General features: G+C 34.3%; 25 protein-coding genes and 1 pseudogene. 21 read left to right on the top strand and 5 right to left on the bottom strand.

The genetic code is table 11. The features are described 5' to 3' along the window. The first annotated feature begins 7 nt into the window (after positions 1–7). The 3 genes from acoB to lpdA are packed head-to-tail and all read left to right on the top strand — an operon-like array spanning position 8 to position 3,667. The gene (acoB, locus tag CO726_RS13865) at positions 8–1,042 is read left to right on the top strand and encodes an acetoin:2,6-dichlorophenolindophenol oxidoreductase subunit beta (protein ID WP_000198893.1); all 1,035 of its coding nucleotides are present in this window, start codon (positions 8–10) and stop codon (positions 1,040–1,042) included. Positions 1,043–1,069: 27 nt separating this feature from the next. Continuing rightward, on the top strand, positions 1,070–2,272 hold the full coding sequence (locus CO726_RS13870; protein ID WP_099684636.1) for a dihydrolipoamide acetyltransferase family protein: 1,203 nt from the start codon (positions 1,070–1,072) through the stop codon (positions 2,270–2,272). A 15-nt stretch (positions 2,273–2,287) separates the two neighbouring features. Further along, positions 2,288–3,667 (top strand): dihydrolipoyl dehydrogenase, encoded by a 1,380-nt coding sequence (gene lpdA, locus CO726_RS13875; protein WP_099684637.1) that lies wholly within the window; start codon positions 2,288–2,290, stop codon positions 3,665–3,667. 82 nt (positions 3,668–3,749) lie between these two features. Here lpdA and CO726_RS13880 read toward each other — a convergent pair whose 3' ends face one another. Next, complete coding sequence (locus CO726_RS13880) at positions 3,750–4,346, bottom strand: hypothetical protein (RefSeq protein WP_099684638.1); 597 nt, start codon at positions 4,344–4,346, stop codon at positions 3,750–3,752. A gap of 221 nt (positions 4,347–4,567) precedes the next feature. On the opposite strand from CO726_RS13880, the gene CO726_RS13885 reads away from it, so the two are divergent. From CO726_RS13885 to CO726_RS13895, 3 genes are all read left to right on the top strand, one after another. Next, positions 4,568–5,221, top strand: coding sequence for a DUF4085 family protein (locus CO726_RS13885; protein WP_099684639.1), 654 nt, complete (start codon positions 4,568–4,570; stop codon positions 5,219–5,221). Between the two features lie 85 nt (positions 5,222–5,306). After that, the gene (locus CO726_RS13890) at positions 5,307–5,708 is read left to right on the top strand and encodes an Rrf2 family transcriptional regulator (RefSeq protein WP_099684640.1); all 402 of its coding nucleotides are present in this window, start codon (positions 5,307–5,309) and stop codon (positions 5,706–5,708) included. Positions 5,709–5,797: 89 nt separating this feature from the next. Beyond that, positions 5,798–6,403, top strand: a complete 606-nt coding sequence (locus CO726_RS13895; protein ID WP_136699643.1) for a class I SAM-dependent methyltransferase — start codon at positions 5,798–5,800, stop codon at positions 6,401–6,403. 59 nt (positions 6,404–6,462) lie between these two features. Here CO726_RS13895 and CO726_RS13900 read toward each other — a convergent pair whose 3' ends face one another. After that, the gene (locus CO726_RS13900; RefSeq protein WP_099684642.1) at positions 6,463–6,954 is read right to left on the bottom strand and encodes a hypothetical protein; all 492 of its coding nucleotides are present in this window, start codon (positions 6,952–6,954) and stop codon (positions 6,463–6,465) included. Between the two features lie 251 nt (positions 6,955–7,205). Between CO726_RS13900 and CO726_RS13910 the strand changes: the two genes are divergently transcribed. From CO726_RS13910 to CO726_RS13935, 5 genes are all read left to right on the top strand, one after another. Continuing rightward, complete coding sequence (locus CO726_RS13910) at positions 7,206–7,976, top strand: DeoR/GlpR family DNA-binding transcription regulator (protein WP_099684644.1); 771 nt, start codon at positions 7,206–7,208, stop codon at positions 7,974–7,976. Between the two features lie 12 nt (positions 7,977–7,988). Next, the gene (locus tag CO726_RS13915) at positions 7,989–8,531 is read left to right on the top strand and encodes a GNAT family N-acetyltransferase (RefSeq protein WP_099684645.1); all 543 of its coding nucleotides are present in this window, start codon (positions 7,989–7,991) and stop codon (positions 8,529–8,531) included. Positions 8,532–8,558: 27 nt separating this feature from the next. After that, complete coding sequence (locus tag CO726_RS13920; RefSeq protein WP_099684646.1) at positions 8,559–8,897, top strand: NIPSNAP family protein; 339 nt, start codon at positions 8,559–8,561, stop codon at positions 8,895–8,897. 307 nt (positions 8,898–9,204) lie between these two features. Continuing rightward, on the top strand, positions 9,205–11,055 hold the full coding sequence (locus tag CO726_RS13930; protein ID WP_099684648.1) for a sigma-54-dependent Fis family transcriptional regulator: 1,851 nt from the start codon (positions 9,205–9,207) through the stop codon (positions 11,053–11,055). A 113-nt stretch (positions 11,056–11,168) separates the two neighbouring features. Continuing rightward, positions 11,169–11,420: a DUF3977 family protein gene (locus CO726_RS13935; protein ID WP_098761873.1), complete on the top strand. Its 252-nt coding sequence runs from the start codon at positions 11,169–11,171 to the stop codon at positions 11,418–11,420. Positions 11,421–11,450: 30 nt separating this feature from the next. Here CO726_RS13935 and CO726_RS13940 read toward each other — a convergent pair. Beyond that, positions 11,451–11,729: pseudogene (locus tag CO726_RS13940) on the bottom strand (hypothetical protein); the annotation flags it as partial. Positions 11,730–11,825: 96 nt separating this feature from the next. Between CO726_RS13940 and CO726_RS13945 the strand changes: the two are divergent. Continuing rightward, positions 11,826–12,263, top strand: coding sequence for an NUDIX hydrolase (locus tag CO726_RS13945; RefSeq protein ID WP_099684649.1), 438 nt, complete (start codon positions 11,826–11,828; stop codon positions 12,261–12,263). Positions 12,264–12,298: 35 nt separating this feature from the next. On the opposite strand, the gene CO726_RS13950 is transcribed toward CO726_RS13945, so the two are convergent. Next, a complete protein-coding gene (locus tag CO726_RS13950; protein WP_099684650.1) occupies positions 12,299–12,910 on the bottom strand; it encodes a TetR/AcrR family transcriptional regulator in 612 nt (203 codons plus the stop codon). 159 nt (positions 12,911–13,069) lie between these two features. Between CO726_RS13950 and kynU the strand changes: the two genes are divergently transcribed. The 5 genes from kynU to CO726_RS13975 all read left to right on the top strand — a co-directional run bounded on the left by kynU (position 13,070) and on the right by CO726_RS13975 (position 17,534). After that, positions 13,070–14,356, top strand: a complete 1,287-nt coding sequence (gene kynU / locus CO726_RS13955) for a kynureninase (RefSeq protein WP_099684651.1) — start codon at positions 13,070–13,072, stop codon at positions 14,354–14,356. Between the two features lie 2 nt (positions 14,357–14,358). Continuing rightward, positions 14,359–14,988: an arylformamidase gene (gene kynB, locus CO726_RS13960; protein WP_000858061.1), complete on the top strand. Its 630-nt coding sequence runs from the start codon at positions 14,359–14,361 to the stop codon at positions 14,986–14,988. 33 nt (positions 14,989–15,021) lie between these two features. After that, entirely contained in the window at positions 15,022–15,861 is an 840-nt protein-coding gene (gene kynA / locus CO726_RS13965; protein WP_099684652.1) for a tryptophan 2,3-dioxygenase, read from the top strand. Between the two features lie 115 nt (positions 15,862–15,976). Then, positions 15,977–16,894: a serine hydrolase domain-containing protein gene (locus tag CO726_RS13970; protein WP_099684653.1), complete on the top strand. Its 918-nt coding sequence runs from the start codon at positions 15,977–15,979 to the stop codon at positions 16,892–16,894. 16 nt (positions 16,895–16,910) lie between these two features. Beyond that, entirely contained in the window at positions 16,911–17,534 is a 624-nt protein-coding gene (locus CO726_RS13975; RefSeq protein ID WP_099684654.1) for a Pr6Pr family membrane protein, read from the top strand. 52 nt (positions 17,535–17,586) lie between these two features. On the opposite strand, the gene CO726_RS13980 is transcribed toward CO726_RS13975, so the two are convergent. Further along, positions 17,587–17,919, bottom strand: coding sequence for a DUF3889 domain-containing protein (locus CO726_RS13980; RefSeq protein WP_000734902.1), 333 nt, complete (start codon positions 17,917–17,919; stop codon positions 17,587–17,589). A 144-nt stretch (positions 17,920–18,063) separates the two neighbouring features. On the opposite strand from CO726_RS13980, the gene sleB reads away from it, so the two are divergent. The 4 genes from sleB (at position 18,064) to CO726_RS14000 (ending at position 21,273) form a co-directional block, all read left to right on the top strand. Beyond that, complete coding sequence (gene sleB / locus CO726_RS13985; protein WP_099684655.1) at positions 18,064–18,825, top strand: spore cortex-lytic enzyme; 762 nt, start codon at positions 18,064–18,066, stop codon at positions 18,823–18,825. A 15-nt stretch (positions 18,826–18,840) separates the two neighbouring features. Further along, complete coding sequence (ypeB, locus tag CO726_RS13990; RefSeq protein ID WP_099684656.1) at positions 18,841–20,181, top strand: germination protein YpeB; 1,341 nt, start codon at positions 18,841–18,843, stop codon at positions 20,179–20,181. Positions 20,182–20,207: 26 nt separating this feature from the next. Beyond that, complete coding sequence (locus CO726_RS13995) at positions 20,208–20,804, top strand: YhcN/YlaJ family sporulation lipoprotein (protein ID WP_098761866.1); 597 nt, start codon at positions 20,208–20,210, stop codon at positions 20,802–20,804. A 112-nt stretch (positions 20,805–20,916) separates the two neighbouring features. Then, positions 20,917–21,273, top strand: coding sequence for a hypothetical protein (locus tag CO726_RS14000; protein ID WP_099684657.1), 357 nt, complete (start codon positions 20,917–20,919; stop codon positions 21,271–21,273).

Raw genomic sequence — 21,273 nt, forward strand, 5'->3', positions numbered from 1 at the left:
AAAAATAATGACTAGAACAGTAAGTATGTCAACTGCAATTAATGAAGCGATGAAAATTTCAATGCGTCGTGATGAAAATGTAATTTTAATCGGAGAAGACGTTGCAGGTGGTGCACAAGTTGATCATTTGCAAGATGATGAAGCATGGGGTGGTGTACTCGGTGTTACGAAAGGACTTGTACAAGAATTTGGCCGAAATCGTATCTTAGATACACCAATTTCTGAAGCAGGTTATATGGGAGCAGCAATGGCAGCTGCGGCAACAGGATTACGTCCGATAGCTGAATTAATGTTTAATGACTTTATTGGTAGTTGTCTTGATCAAGTATTAAACCAAGGCGCAAAGTTCCGCTATATGTTCGGTGGTAAAGCGAAAGTTCCAGTGACAGTACGTACGATGCATGGCGCTGGTTTTAGCGCAGCGGCACAACATTCACAGAGTTTATATGCGTTGTTTACGAGCATTCCAGGTATAAAAGTTGTCGTTCCTTCTACTCCGTATGACGCAAAAGGCTTATTATTAGCGGCAATTGAAGATGATGACCCAGTAATCTTCTTTGAAGATAAAACACTCTACAATATGAAAGGTGAAGTGCCGGAAGGGTACTATACAATTCCTTTAGGTAAAGCAGATATTAAACGTGAAGGTTCTGATGTAACAATCGTCGCAATCGGAAAGCAAGTTCATACAGCACTTGCAGCTGCTGAGCAATTATCGAAAAAGGGGCTTGAAGTAGAAGTAATCGATCCACGTTCCTTATCACCGCTTGATGAAGATACAATTTTAGCATCTGTTGAAAAAACAAACCGTCTTATTGTTATTGATGAAGCGAATCCAAGATGTAGTATCGCAACAGATATTGCGGCAATTGTAGCGGATAAAGGTTTTGATTTGTTAGATGCACCTATTAAACGAATTACAGCACCACATACACCTGTTCCGTTCTCACCACCACTTGAAAAGTTGTATTTACCAACGCCAGAAAAAGTAATTGAAACTGTATCAGAAATGATCGGAGACCAATCTTTATTACATGTGTAATAAAACGATGAGAAGGGAGAGAGAAACATGGCTGTAGAAGTTGTAATGCCGAAGTTAGGTATGGCAATGAAAGAAGGTATTATTACGAGCTGGAATATTAAAACAGGCGATAATGTAGCAAAAGGTGAACTAATTGCTAGTATTAACTCAGAAAAAATTGAAACGGAAATTGAAGCGCCAGCTGATGGAACTGTTCTTGATATAGCAGTAAGTGAAGATGAGGGAGTTCCACCAGGTACTGTAATTTGCTATATCGGTAAACCGAACGAAAAAGTAAAGGTGCACGAAAGTACAAGGGTTGAAGAAGAACTAACAACGAGTGAATCACCACAAAATGTACAACATCCAGAACCATCTGCAAAAGAAGTTACGAATAAACAAAGAATCAAAATATCTCCTGTAGCGAAGAAAATTGCGACAACTGAAAACCTTGAAATTTCCACATTAATTGGTACAGGCCCTGGTGGAAGAATTACAAAGGTTGATGTTTTAAAAGCACTTGAAGAAAGAGTGACGATTCCAGAAGTATTGGAACAAGAAGAAAGTAAGGTGATTCCTGTTACAGGTATGCGAAAAGCAATCGCAAACCGTATGCATGCAAGCTTACAAAATAGTGCGCAATTAACATTAACGATGAAAGTAGATGTTACAGATTTAGTTGCTTTACATAAAGAAATAGCGGAAGTTGTACAAAAACGATACGATAACAAACTAACCATAACGGATTTCGTTTCTCGTGCTGTTGTATTAGCGCTTCGGGAGCATAAAGAAATGAACAGCGCTTATATAGGTGATGCAATTCATCAATTTGGACATATTCATTTAGGCATGGCAGTCGCATTAGAAAAAGGATTAGTCGTTCCAGCTATTCGTTTTGCAAATAATCTATCCTTAGTAGAGTTATCTAAAGAGATTAAGAATGTGGCACAAAAGGCACGAGCAGGCAATTTAAGTAGCGATGATATGCAAGGAACAACATTTACAATTAGTAATTTAGGAAGCTTTGGTATTGAATATTTTACACCAGTATTAAATGCACCTGAAGCTGGTATTTTAGGTGTAGGTGCAATTGAACATGTTCCTGTATATAAAGGGAAAAAATTAAGAAAAGGCAGTATGTTACCTTTAAGTTTAACATTCGATCATCGTGTATTAGACGGTGCACCAGCAGCTGCATTTTTACGCACAATTAAACGTTATTTAGAAGAACCTGTAACAATTCTTTTATAAAGAGAGGGTGAGAGAATGAGTAAATTAGTTGTTATTGGAGGCGGACCTGCCGGCTATGTAGCGGCAATTACCGCGGCTCAAAATGGTAAATACGTCACTCTTATTGATGAAGCTGATCTTGGCGGTACTTGTTTAAATGTTGGTTGCATGCCTACAAAATCATTATTAGAAAGTGCTGAAGTACATGACATTGTGAGAAAAGCGAATGATTATGGAGTTAAACTAAACAAAGGAAGTATATCAATTGATTGGAAGCAAATACAGGCAAGGAAGTCGCAAATCGTAACACAGCTTGTCCAAGGAATTCAATATTTAATGAAGAAAAACAAAATTAAAGTAATAAAAGGGACAGCGAAATTTGAAACGGATCGTCGTGTGCGAGTTATGCACGGTGATAAAGAGGCTGTAGTAGATGGAGACCAATTTATTATAGCCGCAGGTTCAGAACCGACTGAATTACCATTCGCTCCGTTCGATGGAAAGTGGATTTTAAATAGTAGTCATGCAATGTCTCTTGATAGTGTGCCATCTTCATTGTTAATCGTTGGCGGTGGTGTAATAGGATGCGAGTTTGCAAGTATTTATAGTCGTCTTGGAACAAAAGTTACGATTGTTGAAATGGCACCGCAATTATTACCTGGTGAAGATGAAGATATCGCAAATATATTAAGAGAGAAACTAGAAAAAGATGGTGTGGAAATTTTTACAGGAGCAGCTTTAAAAGGATTGAATAACTATAAGAAGCAAGCTTCGTTTGAATACGAAGGAATTACTCACGAAGTAACTCCAGAATTTGTACTTGTTTCTGTAGGTAGAAAACCACGAGTACAACAAGTAGGATTAGAAAAGGCAGGCGTTCAGTTTTCGAATAAAGGGATTACTGTGAATGAACATATGCAAACGAACGTATCGCATATTTACGCAGCTGGTGATGTGATTGGTGGAATCCAGCTTGCTCATGTTGCCTTCCATGAAGGAACGACAGCAGCATTACACGCAAGCGGAGAAGTTGTGAAAGTAAATTATCACGCTGTGCCTCGTTGCATATACACAGCTCCAGAAATTGCAAGTGTCGGTTTAAACGAAAAAGATGCAAGAGAGCATTATGGTGACATACAAATCGGAGAATTCTCTTTTACAGCGAATGGAAAAGCTCTTATTTTAGGAGAACAAACGGGTAAAGTAAAAGTCATTGTTGAACCTAAATATCAAGAAATTGTAGGGATTTCTATTATCGGTCCTCGTGCAACCGAACTAATCGGACAAGGAACTGTAATGATTCATACGGAAGTTACCGCTGATATAATGAGAGATTATATTGCAGCGCATCCAACTTTATCTGAAGCGATTCATGAAGCGTTACTACAGGCAGTAGGACATGCTGTACATGTTTAAATGGAAATATAATAAACCACTATTCTCTAAGTGAATACGAGAATAGTGGTTTGAATTTTTATAGGAGAAATTAAATACCCTATTATTTTTTAACGTCAATAGCTGAAGTAATATCGTTCCAATCAGCAGCTAAATTAGCAGTTTTACCATACCAATCAGCGTGTTTAAATACAACACCTTTTCCATATCCTTGTGTAGAAGTATGCTCCCAAAGTGTTGTTGAATAACTTGCAGAAGGTGACGCTGTACTTACAGAAGAAATTCTGTCGTTCCAGCTAGATGGTAAGTTTTTAAAGCCGCTGCTCCAGTAAATGTATTGGCCACCTTTATCTTTATGTTCATAAAAATCAGTACTACCAGCACCGCTACCTAAAGGATTAATTTTATTTTTAAGTACTTTTTTATCCTTTTTGATATAAGCATCTAATGTTTCACGGCTAGTAAAACCATAAGCTAGCCAATCTCCATTTTCATTTTGCTCTGGTAATACCATAGTAATTTGGATGTTTTTCTTATCCTGATTACTTAATTTTGTAAGTGAATTAACATTCTGTTCATCCACTTTTAAATAATCAAAAGACTTAATTGTGTTCCCTTTTTCTTCAGCACTTGCTACTCCTAGTCCTCCAGTTAATGCAAATCCCGCTACTAATGTACCTGCTACTAATTTCTTCAACATATAACCATCCCTTTTTATTTAGATTTTTGTACAGGTAAATCTTTGTACTAGTAAAATGTATTCTAAAAATAGATTATTGTAAATATTCTGAAGTTTTAGAAATAAAAGGCGGAATATTTACAGTTTTGCATTTTTTCTTTAGAAAAAATAGTTATTGGAATGATATAATAAATAGATATATCGCTTTTGTTGGATGTTAAAATCTTTTAGGAGGAAAACTTTTGAAGTATTTCAATAAAAATTGGTATAAAGAAATGCAAGTGTCTGGATTTTTAATTTTCTCAGAAACAGTAGAAGAATGGGAAGAGATGTTACGAGAGAGCGAAAAGGTAGGAATGGATTATAAACAAAGTTTAAAAGAAGACGTGGAAGAAAAGAAAGAAGAGCTATTAAAGTTTCTACCTAAGTCATTACATCCGTACATTCATAATAATACAATTAATTCAGAATACCCATCGGAAAAGTTAAAGAAACTTATGCTTGAGTGGACAGAGGATTATGAGAAAAGAATGGATGATTTAGAACAAGCTTATATAGATAATTATAATGCTATAAAAGAAAAGCTCACGCAGAATGTCGTTCAACTACATGAATACTCACTACATGACAGTGTAGTTAAATCAGTTGAGAGAAGATCAAAAGATACACTAATTATAACTTTAGATTGCAGTGGTATTTTCAGTGAGTTCGATAAACTACAAGTAACTTTTATAGGAGTAACGAAATGTTCTACTCCGGAAAATTTTGAAGGTGCTTGGTGGTTATGTCATGAAATAGATCTTGCTGAAGATGGTTTTGAACTAGGGGTTTTATTTGATTGTCCATTTAGAGAAGTAAAGATTTGCGCAGCCGATGTATTACTTGAAGAGAGATAAATTTACATGGAGTATTACAAATGTTTGACATGATAAAGAAATAAAGTTATTGTAGATATATGAAGTCTACAATAGGAGCTGTACTATGAAATATTCTAAAGCTACAAATTATGCTCTTCATACAATGCTTTTTCTGGCAAAGGCAACACCAAGTAAGTTAGTTAGTGTTCACCAATTAGCAGAAATGCAAAATGTTTCATCAACGTACTTGTCTAAAATACTAACTAAGTTGACGAAGGAAGGGATGATACATTCATCGTCTGGTCCAAAAGGTGGGTATTCGCTTAGTCATAATTGGGAAGATATTTCATTTTTAGATATTATACATGCGATTGAAGGTAAAACATCATTGTTTGAGTGTTGTTTACATGACAAACCTGGATGTTTAATTAATAAAGCAATGCTTGCAGCAGAAGAGAAAATGGAAGATGAGTTACGAAATCAAAAAATCGTAGATCTTGCAAAAAAAATAAAAGTGGATTTTTAATCTGCTTTTATTTTTAAATTAATTAAGGATAAAAAGACTCTTTAATATCTTTAATTGTAGTTAGAAAGTGATATGAAGAAGGAGAGATGATGATGAATAACTTTTGGAATGATCGATATAAATCAGATGAATATTTTTACGGGGAAGAACCTAATACATTTATTAAAGAACAAGCATTTCGTTTAGTAAATCACAATAAAGTAATAGCATTTGCTGAGGGAGAAGGTAGAAATGCTGTATTTCTAGCAAGACAAGGGCACGAAGTAACAGCTATTGATTATTCGGAAGATGGATTAGAAAAGACGAAAAAATTGGCAGAGAAGCATAACGTAAAAGTAAATACTAAAAAAGTAGATTTATTAGCTGATAGTTTGCCAGTAAATGAATATGATGCGGCAATTATGGTATTTGGACATTTTCATAATGATCATAAAAAAATGGTATTAGATAAAATGATACAAACGATAAAGCCTGGTGGATTAATAATGTTTGAAGTTTACTCAAAAAAACAAATTAATTATGGTACTGGTGGGCCAAAAGATATTGATATGCTGTATGATCCAATTGATATCCTTACTTGGTGTGAAGAACATAAGGTAATTCATTTCTTTAATGGGGAACAAGAGCGAGTTGAAGGGAAAGGGCACACTGGTTTATCTGATGTAATTCAAGTTGTTATTAGCAAATCAATGTAAATGTTAATGAAAATTAAATGCATGAATGTAAAAAAACCAGTCATTTAAGACTGGTCTTTTTATTTAGATACTAAATTATCAAGCTTCCAATATGTATCTGTTAATGGCGCAGCTTTGCTATATATGTATAAATACATATTATTTAAATCTTTTGGTGAAGTTTTCATATTAAATTCAATGTCGGTAGTTAAAGAAAACTCAGATGGAACCTTTTTAGCATTTTCATTTTGTATAAATTTACCTTCGTATTTTTCACCCGTTTTTTCATCTTTTATGAAATATTTTATTTCTGAAAGATCTATCGTTTGTCCGTCAGCACGAGCGTTATTTATTGTAACGCGAGCTGTGAGACGCCACTCTTTGTCTATTTTTTCGAATTTTGCATTTTCAACAGTTGCTCTATAGTATTCATTTTTAAATATTTCTCCATAGTGCATTGCATTCTTTTCAAGAGCGCTTTTTTCTTGTTTTGGTGTAGTACTACCATTACATCCTGCCATTATTCCTGTAAATAATAATGCTGTACAAGTTACTTTCATTAAAGATTTCATAGTAATTCCTTTCTGTATTAAAAAGTAAAACATAGGAATAATTTTACAACAACAAGGAGGTAAATAGAAGTATTTTAATAGAATATGCAAATATACATTTATTCGGTGTTGAATTTAATGGGATAGAAAGAAGGAGAAAACCTGTATAAAGCGGAAAAAATAAGAATTGAAAATATTGTAAAACTGAAAAAGCATGCATATAATGAAAATAAAGATTAAATTTCTGAATCTTCAATAACGGTGGTGAGAGCATGTTTACTGAAGAGCGTAGAGAGAAAATTTTAGAGTTACTTAAGAAAGATGGAAGAGTAATCGCAAAGGATCTTGCGGAAAGTTTCGATATATCTATCGATTCTATAAGAAGAGATTTGTCTATTATGGAGAAGGAAGGTTTATTAAAAAGAACGCACGGAGGTGCGATTGAACTTGCTAGAGTAAGGAATTTAGCAGCCAAGCCATTTGAACGTTATAGTAATGGTTCTGTATATGAAGACGCAATTGCAAAAATCGCAGCTTCTTATATACAAGAAGGAGATTCCGTTTTTATTGGTGGAGCTTCGATTCATTATGCCATGTTAAAATATTTACCTGAAACATCATTTACAGTGATTACGAATTCTATAGAAATTGCTAGTACGTTACAGGAATATAAGAACATTGATACGTACTTAATTGGTGGAAAGGTGAAACCATCAGGAAATATGACAGATACACTTGCCTCTGAATTGATTAGTAGATTTTCTATTGATCTTAATTTCTCTACAGGTGGTGGCATTTCATTGAATGGTATAAGTACTGCAACGCCGGAAGTTGCTTATTTTGGAAAAACAGTAAGTAATATTGCTAGAAGAAATATTTGTTTAGCTCCTCATAATAAACTTGGAATAGACTGCTTTATAAAAGGAGAATCACTGGGAGAAATTGACCTTATAATAACAGATTCAGAGACTAGTAAAAAAACGATTCAACAATTCGAGAAACAAGAGAAAGAAATTGTAATAGCATCAATAGATTACATTTAAAAGGAGTTTGAAATGATTATAAAAGGACAAGAGTTTCATATAAATGGATTAACTTATACAATTCGTTCTGCAGCTGAAACGGATGCAGAGCAGTTATCAAAAGTTAGAGTTCAGATCGATGGAGAAACTGAAAATATGGATAGAGAAGCTGGAGAGGGATTTATAGATACGAAAGGGTTTCAAAAAATAATAAAAACAGATAGTGAATCGACGAAGAATCTCTTTTTAGTTGCAGAAGTACAAAATCAAATCGTTGGATTTTCAAGATGTGAAGGGGCAAATCTGAAGAGATTATCCCATAAAGTAGAATTTGGTGTTTGCGTTTTAAAAGAGTTTTGGGGATATGGAATGGGTAAGAGTCTATTGCAACAATCTATTCATTGGGCTGATGAAAATGAGATTAAAAAGATATCATTACAAGTATTAGAGACAAACGAAAAAGCCATTCAGCTTTATAAAAAATTAGGTTTTGAAGTAGAAGGAATTTTGAAAAATGATAAAAAACTGTCAGATGAGAAGTATTATAATACGGTTGTAATGGGAAGGTGTATGTGAGTCTGTTCATAAAAGAGGTGGAAATGTATGTTTTATAGAAGAAAGTACTATATAGTAAAAAATGAATTTATTAAAATTTTTAATGATCATTTCAATAACATGAACTTACCTAATCAGTTAAAGCATGGCTCTAGGCTAATAGGACGCTGGATGAAAGATAATAAGAATGGTACGACTGAAGTGTTTGCTATATGGGAATATGATAGTTATGAACAGTATAAAGAAATAGAATCAAAAATTAGAAGTGACGAGAAGCATATTAGAAGAATACATGAATGGTATAAAAAATATGGTGGGAAAGAATATGTTTTACAGAAGTACATATTAGAGTTAAAAAATGAAGAGTTAGTATGTACTGTAAAGTGATAGAGGGCTAATAGGAATTAAAACAAAATTATATTTCAGTTTAGCATCCACTATTTTATTTGCAATAGCCGTGATTGTTTTCTTTATAAACGGCAATCCACAAAAGTGGTTTTGGTTATGTATTTTCGTTGCGTCCATTATACAAAATATAGTGCTACTAAAAAGGCGCAAAGAAGTGTATTAAGATATTCAAATTATTAACATATTTGTGTCGTCTTTCTAGTTTTATTGAAAACGCTTTTATTCAGTTTTATAATAAAAGTATGTTTTTACAAATCTCCAAAACAATTAATAGGGAGATGATACAATGTTAGCTTCACCGTTTTACTTACATACATGGAAAAAGTTTGTTGATGAAGGAGTCCTTGATTCGAACCGTATAAACGAAAGAATTTCAGAATCATGGCATCGATGTAAACAAGCAAATGTGAATCCTTATATGAATAAGGGTCAGAAAATTCTGTCTTCTAACTTTTTTCAGGATCAAAAGAAAAAGAGTGAAATCTTCCTTGATATAGCAATACCTCAATTACAAAATATGAGGAAAACCATTGATGAACTGCAAATGATGGCATTATTAATTGATCCAGACGGTTACGTTCTATCATTAAGTGGAAATCAACAAACGTTGAAACGAGCGAAACATATTAACTTCATTGAAGGTGTGAAATGGACGGAAGCAGCTGTTGGTACAAATGCGATAGGAACAGCGTTAGAGATTGAAGAGGCTATTATGATAAGTGGTACAGAGCATTATTCTGTCGCATCTCATAGCTGGAGCTGTGCCGCCGCTCCCATTCATAATGATGATGGGAAATTAATTGGTGTTCTAGATTTCTCCTGTCCAATTGAATTTTCACATCCATATATGCTCGGTATGGTAACTTTGCTTGCACATGCGATTGAACGTGAATGTAGCATTCGGGTGCATCAAAATGAGCTACACTTAATCCATCGTTTTTTAGATGTAATTGATAGTGATGAACACGTTGTTATTTGTAATCATCGTAATGTTATCGTTTCTGCAAGCAAGAGGGTTCGGGAACAAGTATGTAATTGGTCACGAATGAAACTTGAAGATTTAATCCAAAATGGATTGAAACCTAAATTAGAAGTACCAGTATATAGTAATGATAGAATGATTGGGAAATGTATTTATGTAAAGGAAAATAAACAAGAAAAATTCCTTTCTACTTCCTCATTTATAAACGGAATTTCTTTCCCTGGAGTTATTGGTACAAGCAATGCATTTCAACATACTTTAGAAGAAATTAAGCTTGTGTCACCAACTGACGCCAGTGTATATGTTTGCGGGGAAACAGGTGTAGGGAAAGAGTATGTAGCGAGAGCGATTCATGAAAATAGTCCGAGAAAAAATGGTCCTTTTATAGCTGTTAACTGCGGTTCATTGCCGAAAGAATTAATGGAAAGTGAATTATTCGGTTATGCTGAAGGAGCGTTTACGGGTGCGCGGCGCCAAGGATATAAAGGGAAATTCGAACAAGCAGACGGAGGAACAATATTTTTAGATGAAATTGGTGAAGTGCCGCCAGAGATGCAAGTAGCATTATTACGTGTTTTACAAGAACGAACAGTAACTCCAATTGGCAGTGCGAAAGAGGTAACAGTAAATATTCGTATTATTACTGCGACACATAAAGATTTATTACGATTAGTAGAAGAAGGGAAATTCCGTCAAGATTTATATTACCGTTTACATGTTTACCCGCTATATGTTCCATCGTTAATAGAAAGAAAAGAGGATATTCCGTACTTTATACAAAATTTTTGTGAACGAAAGAATTGGAATGTTGTATTTCCAAAGAGTATTTGTAATCAATTTTGTCAGCATACATGGCCCGGAAATATTCGGGAATTATTAAATGTATTAGAACGCATATACATTTTGTCGCAAGGACGGGAAATATGCGAAAAACAAAGCTCTTTTTTATTACAAACAATGATGGGAAGTCAACATCAACTTGAATTGCAAGCAGAAAATAAAACTGAGCATACATTAAATTTCCGTGAAAAAATACAGCGTGATAGTATGATTGAAGCGCTAGAAAAGACGAATGGAAATGTTTCGTTAGCTGCAAAACTTTTAGATGTACCTCGAAGTACATTCTATAAACGAATGCAAAAATTTAAGCTATAAAAGTAGATTTTTGTAATCTACTTTTTCTTTGTGGGCTCATGTTCTGTCGGAATGTGCGCTTACCGGGGAAATAATAGAGTAGTTAGAAATTAATTTCTGGAAGGGGGACTTATATGAAGTATATTGAAATTGGTTTCGGAAATAGGTGGTTCGTTCGAACAGAAACTGAAAATAAAGATGGAACGGAATTTGAGGAACGAGGAATTATAAAACCTATTTATTTTGAGTCTTTATATGTACGAGTTTGGTTTCGGAAAACGTGTTTTATTTTTGATACGAAAGAAGGGTTTAAGAAAGTAAGAAAAAGTAGAGCTGAGTATAAGTTTATTGTTGGAATTGTAAGTAGGTTAAAACAATGGAATTAAATAGGGGGTGTTTTTATGATTAGAATTACCATATCTAAGATTTGATAATAATAAATGGAATCCAATCGAGTGCGCCCAACAAGTACCATCCAGACCTTTTGTTGTAATACGGTCTATGTATATTTCAATGGTAGGAAAATAATTACCAGTTTCATTACCTTTTTCACAGTTAATTATTTTAGTAAGAGTTTCCCACTTTACTTTTTCTTGATGAGATTTAATAAGCTCATTTAAAAACTTTAAGCTAGTAGGCTGTTTTGTAGCACCTAAAAATGATAGAAAGCTATTTACAAGTTATTCTTGTGACATTTTCTTACCCTTTCTATATAGAAATTGTTATTGGAATTATTATACAGTTGATATCAGGAAATACAGGTATTTATTAATGGTGTGGGAGAGAATTATATGTCGATGTCGCTATATTATAAAAAAATCCGTGAGCAATTAGGCCATGAACTAATTTTTATACCGAGTGTAGCTGCTATTATAAAAAATGGGCAAGGGGATATTTTATTTCAATATCCTGGTGGAGAATATTGGAGTTTGCCAGCTGGAGCAATTGAACTTGGGGAAACTCCAGAAGAAGCAGTAGTTCGGGAAGTTTGGGAAGAAACAGGATTGAAAGTGCAAGTAAAAAAACAAAAAGGGGTATTTGGAGGGAAAGAGTACCGCCATACATATCCGAATGGCGATGAAGTAGAATATATTGTTGTTGTGTTTGAGTGTGAAGTTACAAGTGGCGAGCTAAATTCAATAGATAGTGAATCTTTAAAACTACAATATTTCTCTTTATCTGAAAAGCCACCTTTAGCTCTACCATACCCAGACAAAATATTTTTATAGATGTAAAATAGCACACCTCACTTATTGAAGGTGTGCTATTTATATAATCCTATCGTATACATTTCCGTCAATGTATGCACTACTTCCTCTAACTCTAATTCTGTAATATTTTGCACAACCGTCCAAAGAAACATCTCATTCATCGCGAACCAAGCACGTGCTACAATTTCTTTATTTAATTCAGAATGCGCTAACCCATTTTTTTGAGAGTATGTAATATCTTGCGAAATACTTTTTATAAAGCGTTCTCGGATCTCGTCCCATTTTTGACGTATCTCTTTTGATAATCCAATTGCTTCTTCTACAACTTGTAAAATTGCTCGTTCTTTCTCTGCTAATTTTAGAAATGCTCTAACTTGATTTTGAATCATAATACTTGCTTCTTCTTTTGTTTGAGGCGAAAAGGAACGCTCAGCAATATCATAAAACTGATTCATGACATCTTCCATTAAAACGATGAGGAGATCATCTTTGTTTTTAAAGTAAACATATGCTGTTCCATAACCAGTTTCTGCATGTTTAATAATTTGTGTAATTGTTGTTTTTTGAAATCCGTTATGTATAAAAGTCGTGTAACCAGAGTGTAAAAGTTTTTTCTTTGTTTCTAAGGAGCGGTGTTTTCTTGATGAAAGAGTAGTGTTTTTCAAAGAATCACCTCTTTATACTGAAATATCTGAAAATATAACTGTATTGTAAAAGAAATTCACATATAAAGTCAACTGACATAATATCATTGACGTTATATCAATTAAGGTGATATATTTCAATTAGTTAGAATAAAAAGAAAATTAAAAGAAGGTGACACCATGTATAAAGAGCCATTTCAACCAACTTATGAGTATGCGCTTGAATGTGATAAACATGATGAACTGAAAGATTTTCAAACTGAATTTTATAAAAAAGAAGGAACAATATATTTAGATGGAAACTCATTAGGGTTACTTTCAAAAAGAGCAGAGAAATCGTTACTTACGATGCTAGATTCATGGAAGGAGTATGGCATTGATGGCTGGACTGAGGGTGAGCATCCGTGGTTTTTCCTTTCGGAGAAATTAGGTGAACTGACTGCGCCTTTAATTGGAGCTTTACCGGAAGAAACAATTGTAACCGGTTCCACGACAACAAATATTCATCAAGTAATCGCGACTTTCTATGAGCCGAAAGGAATACGTACAAAAATTCTTGCAGATGAGTTAACATTCCCGTCCGATATATATGCGCTACAAAGTCAAATTCGTTTAAAAGGCTTAGATCCAGATGAGCATTTAATACGAGTGAAGAGCAGGGATGGTAGAACACTTTCTGAAGAGGATATTATTCATGCAATGACAGATGATATCGCGTTAATTTTATTACCTTCTGTACTATATAGAAGTGGCCAAATTCTTGATATGAAACGTTTAACAGCAGAAGCACATAAGCGTGGTATTCATATCGGATTCGATTTATGTCACTCAATTGGTTCTATTCCGCATCATTTCAAAGAATGGGATGTTGATTTCGCTATTTGGTGTAATTATAAATACTTAAACGCAGGACCTGGTGGTGTTGCCGGCCTTTATGTAAATAAAAAACATTTTAATAGACTTCCAGGTTTGTCTGGCTGGTTTAGTTCTAGAAAAGATAAGCAGTTTGATATGGAACATACATTAACTGCAGCCGATCATGCAGGTGCATATCAAATTGGTACTCCTCACGTATTAAGTACAGCGCCGTTAATCGGTTCTCTTGAAATTTTTAAAGAGGTTGGTATAGAACGTTTACGTGAAAAATCCCTACATATTACAAGATACATGCTTAATTTAATTGATCATGAATTAAAAGATTTCGAATTTACAATTGGAAATCCATTAGAGGATGAAAAACGAGGCGGGCACATTTATTTAGAGCATACAGAAGCAGCACGTATATGTAAAGCGCTAAAGGCAAATGGAGTAATCCCAGATTTTAGAGCGCCAAATGGAGTGAGACTCGCGCCAGTCGCTTTATATAACACATATGAAGAAGTGTGGAAATCTGTACAAATATTAAAGAAAATTATGAAAAATGAAGAGTATAAGCAGTTTGAAAATAAGCGAGAGGTTGTGGCATAAGCATGAAAACATCAGAGTGGATTGATATTTCACAACCGCTAAATAATGATATTGCAACTTGGCCAGGAGACACACCGTTCTCGTATGAAGTTTCGTGGTCAAAAGAAGAAAGTGGCTCGGTAAATGTCGGAAAGTTAACGATGAGTATTCATACAGGCACTCATATTGATGCACCATTTCATTTTGATAATGATGGAAAGAAAGTATTAGATTTAGATGTTCAAGTTTATGTTGGTCCAGCACGGATTATTGACGTTTCTAATCTTGAAAGCATCGGGAAAAAGGAATTAGAAAGCTTTCATTTAGAAGGTGTAGAACGATTATTATTACGTACATCTTCACATGGAAAAGCTGAAGAATTTCCAGATGTGATCCCTCATTTACGTGCAGACATAGCACCTTTTCTTTCAGAGAAAGGTATACGTTTAATCGGAGTAGATGTACCATCAGTTGATCCGTTAGATGATAAAGAATTAGCAGCGCATCATCAATTATTTAAACATGGAATTCATATTTTAGAAAATGTCGTACTAGATCACGTAGCAGACGGTGATTATGAACTTATTGCACTACCACTTGCTTTAACAGATGCAGATGGAAGTCCAGTTCGAGCAGTTATTAGACCAATATAAGTAGAAATATATATAAAGGGGCGTTTGGCTAATATGAAAGAAAACGAAAAGGTAATTATGGAAAAAGGGATTCATACGGACTTTAAAGAGAATATGACGTACGGGGAGTATTTGCAATTAGATAGTTTACTATCTTCTCAAAAGAGATTATCAGACCATCATGATGAAATGTTATTTATCGTTATTCACCAAGCAAGTGAGCTTTGGATGAAGCTCATTTTACATGAGCTAAATGCGGCGATTGAATCTATTAAACAAGATAAATTACAACCAGCTTTTAAAATGTTAGCACGTGTATCAAAAATTCAGTCTCAAATTATTCAATCTTGGGATATTCTTGCGACATTAACGCCATCAGAGTACATTGAATTCCGTGACTCGCTCGGTCAAGCTTCAGGTTTTCAATCGTATCAATATCGTATGATTGAGTATGCACTTGGCTATAAAACACCACATGCATTAAAAATTTATGAAAAAGATCCAGAATTACACGCTCGACTTCATACAGCGCTACATACACCAAGTTTGTATGATGTCGCAATTCAAGCTCTTGTAAAAAAAGGATTCCCGATCCATAAAGATGTGTTAAATCGTGATATTACGCAGCCTTATGAAGAAGATGCAACAGTAGAAGCGGCTTGGATTGAAGTGTATGCGGATGTGGAAAAATATTGGGATTTATATCAACTCGCTGAAAAATTAATCGATATTGAAGATTGGTTACAACAATGGCGTTTCCGTCATATGAAAACGGTAGAACGCATTATCGGACATAAAATGGGAACAGGTGGATCTTCTGGTGTATCTTATTTGAAACGGGTACTTGATCAACAGTTCTTCCCAGAGCTTTGGAATGTTCGCACGAAATTATAAAAACAAACCTGTCAGTTCATTACTGGCAGGTTTGTTTTTTATTTGAACTTAATTATGTTTTAATAGAAGCTACAAGATATAATAATTGAGTAACTATTTAAATGGAGGTAAAGTTTTGGATTTCAAGCAACTAGAAAATAAATTTGAAAAGAAAAAAGTAAATACATTTCTTGTTTATCAAAAAGGTGAGTTAACAACTGAGTATTATAAAACGTTAGAGTGTGAAAATAATCTATTTAAAATAAATTCGATTACAAAAAGCATTGTATCTATATTAATAGGTATTGCAATCGATAAAGGATATATAAATAATATACAGACACCGATTACAGCGTGGATTGAGAATGCTCCTGAGGAAAAAGCTGATTCGACGCTTTATCACTTATTAACAATGACAACGGGGGAGGATTGGAAAGAGTTCGGAAATGGAGTTGTATTCCCTAATGAATTTGTAGAATCGGAAAACTGGGTGCAGTACATATTAGAAAAAACAATAATTGAAGAACCCGCTACAAAAATGAATTATAACTCAGGGTCTTCGCATTTGCTTAGCTATATTATTCAAGAAGCTACTGGAATGCCGACAGAACAGTTTGCGAAAAAATATTTATTTAATCCATTAGAAATTACCGAATATGAGTGGCAACAAGATCCCCAAGGAATACATGTCGGCGGGTTCGGTATGAAAATGAAATCTAAAGATTTATTAAAGCTCGGAATATTATGCTTGCAAAATGGATATTGGCAGGGGAATGAAATTGTATCATCGAAATGGTTAGAAGAATCAAGTACAGCTCTATTTGAAACGTATGAACATGTTGGGGCGTATGGATATCACTGGTGGGTTTTGAATAATGAAAGATTTCACATACCGTACTGTATATATTTTGCTATGGGATACGGTGGACAATACATCGTTATCATTCCGCAGTTAGAGGTGGCTGCTGTAATAAGTAGTCATATGCCTAAACGTGGGCTCGTTCCATTAAAGTTATTTATCGAGCATGTACAGGAGAATTATAAGTTTGGATAATAAGAGGAGGGACTATATGAGAGATGTAAAAACATTATCTTTATTTAGACTATGTTTAAGCCTTCTAGCATTTAGTGCAATCATTACGCAATTTATAATACGGGCACAAGTGAAACCGTTCAATCCAGTTAACTTTTTTAGTTTCTTCACTATCGAAAGTAACATTTTAGTTGCATGTATTCTCCTTTTAAGTAGTATCGGAACAGTAACATTTGGTCGATCAGAACAGTTTGGTATACTTCGTGGTGCCGCAACGGTATATATACTTACGACAGGACTCATTTATTTTTTGCTATTAAGAGGATTAGAAGAATCACTTCAAACTGCAATACCATGGGTAAATACAGTGCTGCATTATATCATGCCAATTGCGATGCTTTTAGATTGGATTTTAAATCCGCCAAATAATAAAATCACTTGGAAACAAGCTGCAAGTTGGTTCTTATTCCCGTTTTTTTACGTTGTATATAGCTTAATTCGTGGTCCAATCGTAAATTGGTATCCATATCCGTTTTTAGATCCGAGAATAAGTGGATATGGTAGAGTATTTTTATACAGTATAGGGATAGCAGTTGTAATTGGCGCTATTTGTATATTGGTAAGATTTTTAGGGAATCGAAATTTTAGAAAAGAATTTTAGAAATGAAAGAACCCCCGCTGTTTAAAATATAAACAGCGGGGGTTCTTTCATTTTATCTACTCGTTTTCTGAAACGACATCTTTATAAATTTCTCCGTCTTCGTTTCAAATTCTACATCAACAAAAACACCATATTCTTTTCCGTCCTCGCGTAGCCATAATTTGAATTTTTCAACTGTTATTTGAACGGTTTTTGGTTTTCTACCTATATGAAGGTAATCAATAATCTCTGCTTTTGGGTACTGTTCTTTCGTTTTCTCTACAGCAAGCTTACCCCATTTGGCATACGGCGGCTGCGCATGAACAATTGATGAGCCTGTATATATATTTGAACATGTTGTTAGGAACAGAATGACAAGTGCGACACGCTTTAACAATTTCTTCATGATGAACTCCTTTTATCCTTTTTTATATTGTTGACATATTTTTTCAACGATATGAGTTTGGATTTTTTTGTCTTCTTTACATAAAAGCAAGGCTTTTACAAAACATAAACAAGAAATCATTTACATAATTAAGGAGGGAAAATTATGCGCCAAAAAGCTATTTTTAAAATAGCAATTTTACTTTCGTTCATAGGACTGTCTTTGATGGTTAGTAGTATACAACTAAAAAATGTAGAAGCCTTTTCTAATCAAGTCATTCAAAGAGGAGCATCTGGCGAAGATGTCATTGAACTACAATCTCGTTTAAAATATAACGGATTTTATACGGGGAAAGTGGATGGTGTTTTCGGATGGGGTACATACTGGGCACTTCGAAATTTTCAAGAGAAATTCGGATTACCTGTTGATGGTTTAGCTGGAGCTAAAACGAAGCAAATGCTCGTGAAGGCAACGAAGTATGACAAGTCAACTGCTAATACAGGAAATAGTGGTGGTACTGCACAAGAAAATAAACCATCTCAAAATAAAGGCACAAATGTTCCAAATGGTTATTCTCAAAATGACATTCAGCTTATGGCAAACGCAGTATATGGAGAATCTCGTGGTGAGCCATACTTAGGACAAGTTGCAGTAGCTGCGGTTATTTTGAATCGTGTTACAAGTGCATCATTTCCAAATACCGTTTCGGGTGTAATCTTTGAGCCAAGAGCATTTACAGCGGTAGCAGACGGACAAATATATTTAACGCCAAATGAAACAGCGAAAAAGGCTGTATTGGATGCAATTAATGGATGGGATCCAACAGGAAACGCATTATATTATTTCAATCCAGATACTGCAACAAGTAAATGGATTTGGACTCGTCCACAAATTAAAAAAATCGGGAAACATATTTTCTGTAAATAGAGCGGAGGTGGAACTATGTTACGAGGTATTATAATCGTATTATTAACAGTCGGTGTAGTCGGAACAGGATACTGGGGCTATAAAGAGCACCAAGAGAAAAATGCAGTATTAATTCGAGCAGAAAATAGCTATCAACGTGCGTTTCATGATTTAGCGTACGAGGTAGATTTATTGCACGATAAAATTGGAACAACGCTCGCGATGAATTCACGTGCATCTTTATCACCTGCATTAGCAGATGTATGGAGATTAACATCTGAAGCTCGTTCAGATGTAGGGCAACTTCCTTTAACATTAATGCCTTTTAATAAAACGGAAGAATTTTTAGCGAATATCGGTGATTTTAGTTACCGTGCAGCCATTCGTGATTTAGAAAAAGAGCCGTTAAATGATCAAGAATACAAAACGTTGCAAACTTTATACTCAAATGCAGGAAATATACAAGATGAACTAAGAAAAGTGCAACATCTTGTTTTGAAAAATAATTTACGCTGGATGGATGTTGAGATGGCACTCGCATCAAATCGTGATCCTGCAGACAATACAATTATTGATGGGTTAAAAACAGTAGAAAAAAATGTAACATCGTATTCATCTACAAACTTCGGACCTACCTTTACAAGTACACAAAAAAATAAAAAAGGTGGATTTGAAGCGGAAGGAAAAGCAATTTCAAAAAATGAAGCGGCGGAAATTGCAAAATCGTTTTTGAATTTAAAAGGAAACGAAAAAGTAGAAGTTGAGAAAAGCGGAAAAGGTGCGAAAGAATCTTTCTATAGTGTGAAAATTAAAGATAAAGCAACGAATAATGAGTTTTATATGGATATTACCGGAAAAGGCGGATATCCAATTTGGGTTATGAATAATCGAGAAATTAAAGAACAGAAGATTAGTTTAAACGACGCAGGAAGTAAGGGTTTAAAATTTTTAAAGGACCATAAGTTTAATAATATGGAGCTTTATGATAGCTCACAATATGATGATGTTGGAGTATTTACGTATGTAGTAAATGAGAATGGCGTACGAATTTATCCAGAAGCAATCCAAATGAAAATTGCCTTAGATGACGGTTCTATCGTTGGATTCTCTGCAAAAGAATATTTAGCGTCACATCAAAAACGAACCGTTCCATCAGCCAAGCTAACTGCAGGGGAAGCAAGAAAGAAAATCAATCCAGATGTGAAAGTTATGGAAGAACGTAAAGCTGTCGTAGTAAATGATCTGCATAATGAAGTACTTTGCTATGAATTTGTAGGTACGTTAGGGAAAGATACGTACCAAATTTTCATTAATGCAAATAGCGGAGCAGAAGAAAAAGTGAAGAAAATGCAAGCTGTTGAAAAAATTTATGATTAAACTTTATTAGTAAAGTGGTGAAAATAATGAAAATCCTAATATATATGTTAATGTTTTGCTTTTTTATAGCTGGATGTAGTATTGGAAAAAAGGACAATCCAAACGAAAAGCCAGAGCAAAAAAATGTTTCGATGAAAAATGTTAATTATACGAACAAATCAAATAAGCCAAATGAAAAAGCGGCGGACCATCTAGCATCTTTAGCAGCAAGTGTGCCAGGTGTGAATGATGCGACAGCTGTAGTAGTCGGCAAATATGCTATTGTAGGTATTGACGTAAAAGCAAAACTTGATCGAACTCGTGTTGAATCAATTAAATACTCTGTTGCGGAAAGCTTAAAAAACGATCCTGATGGTGCTAATGCAGTCGTTGTAGCGGATGTTGATACGTACGAACGACTAAAACAAATTGGAAAGCAAATTAAAAAAGGAAAAACAGGTGAAGGTATACTCGATGAGTTAGCAGCAATTGTTGGCCGAGTAATGCCACAAGTTCCAAACGACATGATTGAAAATAAAGAAACGAATCCAATTAAAGATAATGATAAACAATTACCAAAAGATGAAGAACAAGAACTGAGAAAAGAACAGGATGACCAATCTAATAATCATTTGAATAAATAAAATTAACCTTACCCCTGTACTAAATTGTGCAGGGTTTTTTAATATAATATTAAATATTCAGTTTATTTTTAAGGGAAAATATGGTTTAATTATTATGGGAGGGACAACTGTTATGATGAAAAAAAGCGCATTAATATTATGTAGTTTATGCTTAGGTTTCAGTATGACAGCGTGTGAACAGAAGAAAGAAGTAAAAAAGCAAACAGCGACTTCTTCTACTGTGATGGAAAATCAGAAGAAAGAATCTATCAATATAAATCATTTTTCAAATATAAATGAAGGAATGACTTATACAGAAGTGAAAGATTTAATTGGTTTTGATGGTAATTTACTTATAGAAGAAGGTGTAGAGCATTCTACACAAATTAAACAAATTTTTGCTTGGAAGGGAAGCGATCCAACTGCATTAGTTGAAATTACCTTTTTAGATGGAAAAGTACATTCTAAAGTGCAGCAAGGTTTAAGTTAA

Source organism: Bacillus fungorum, from assembly GCF_002746455.1.
Taxonomy (GTDB): domain Bacteria; phylum Bacillota; class Bacilli; order Bacillales; family Bacillaceae_G; genus Bacillus_A; species Bacillus_A fungorum.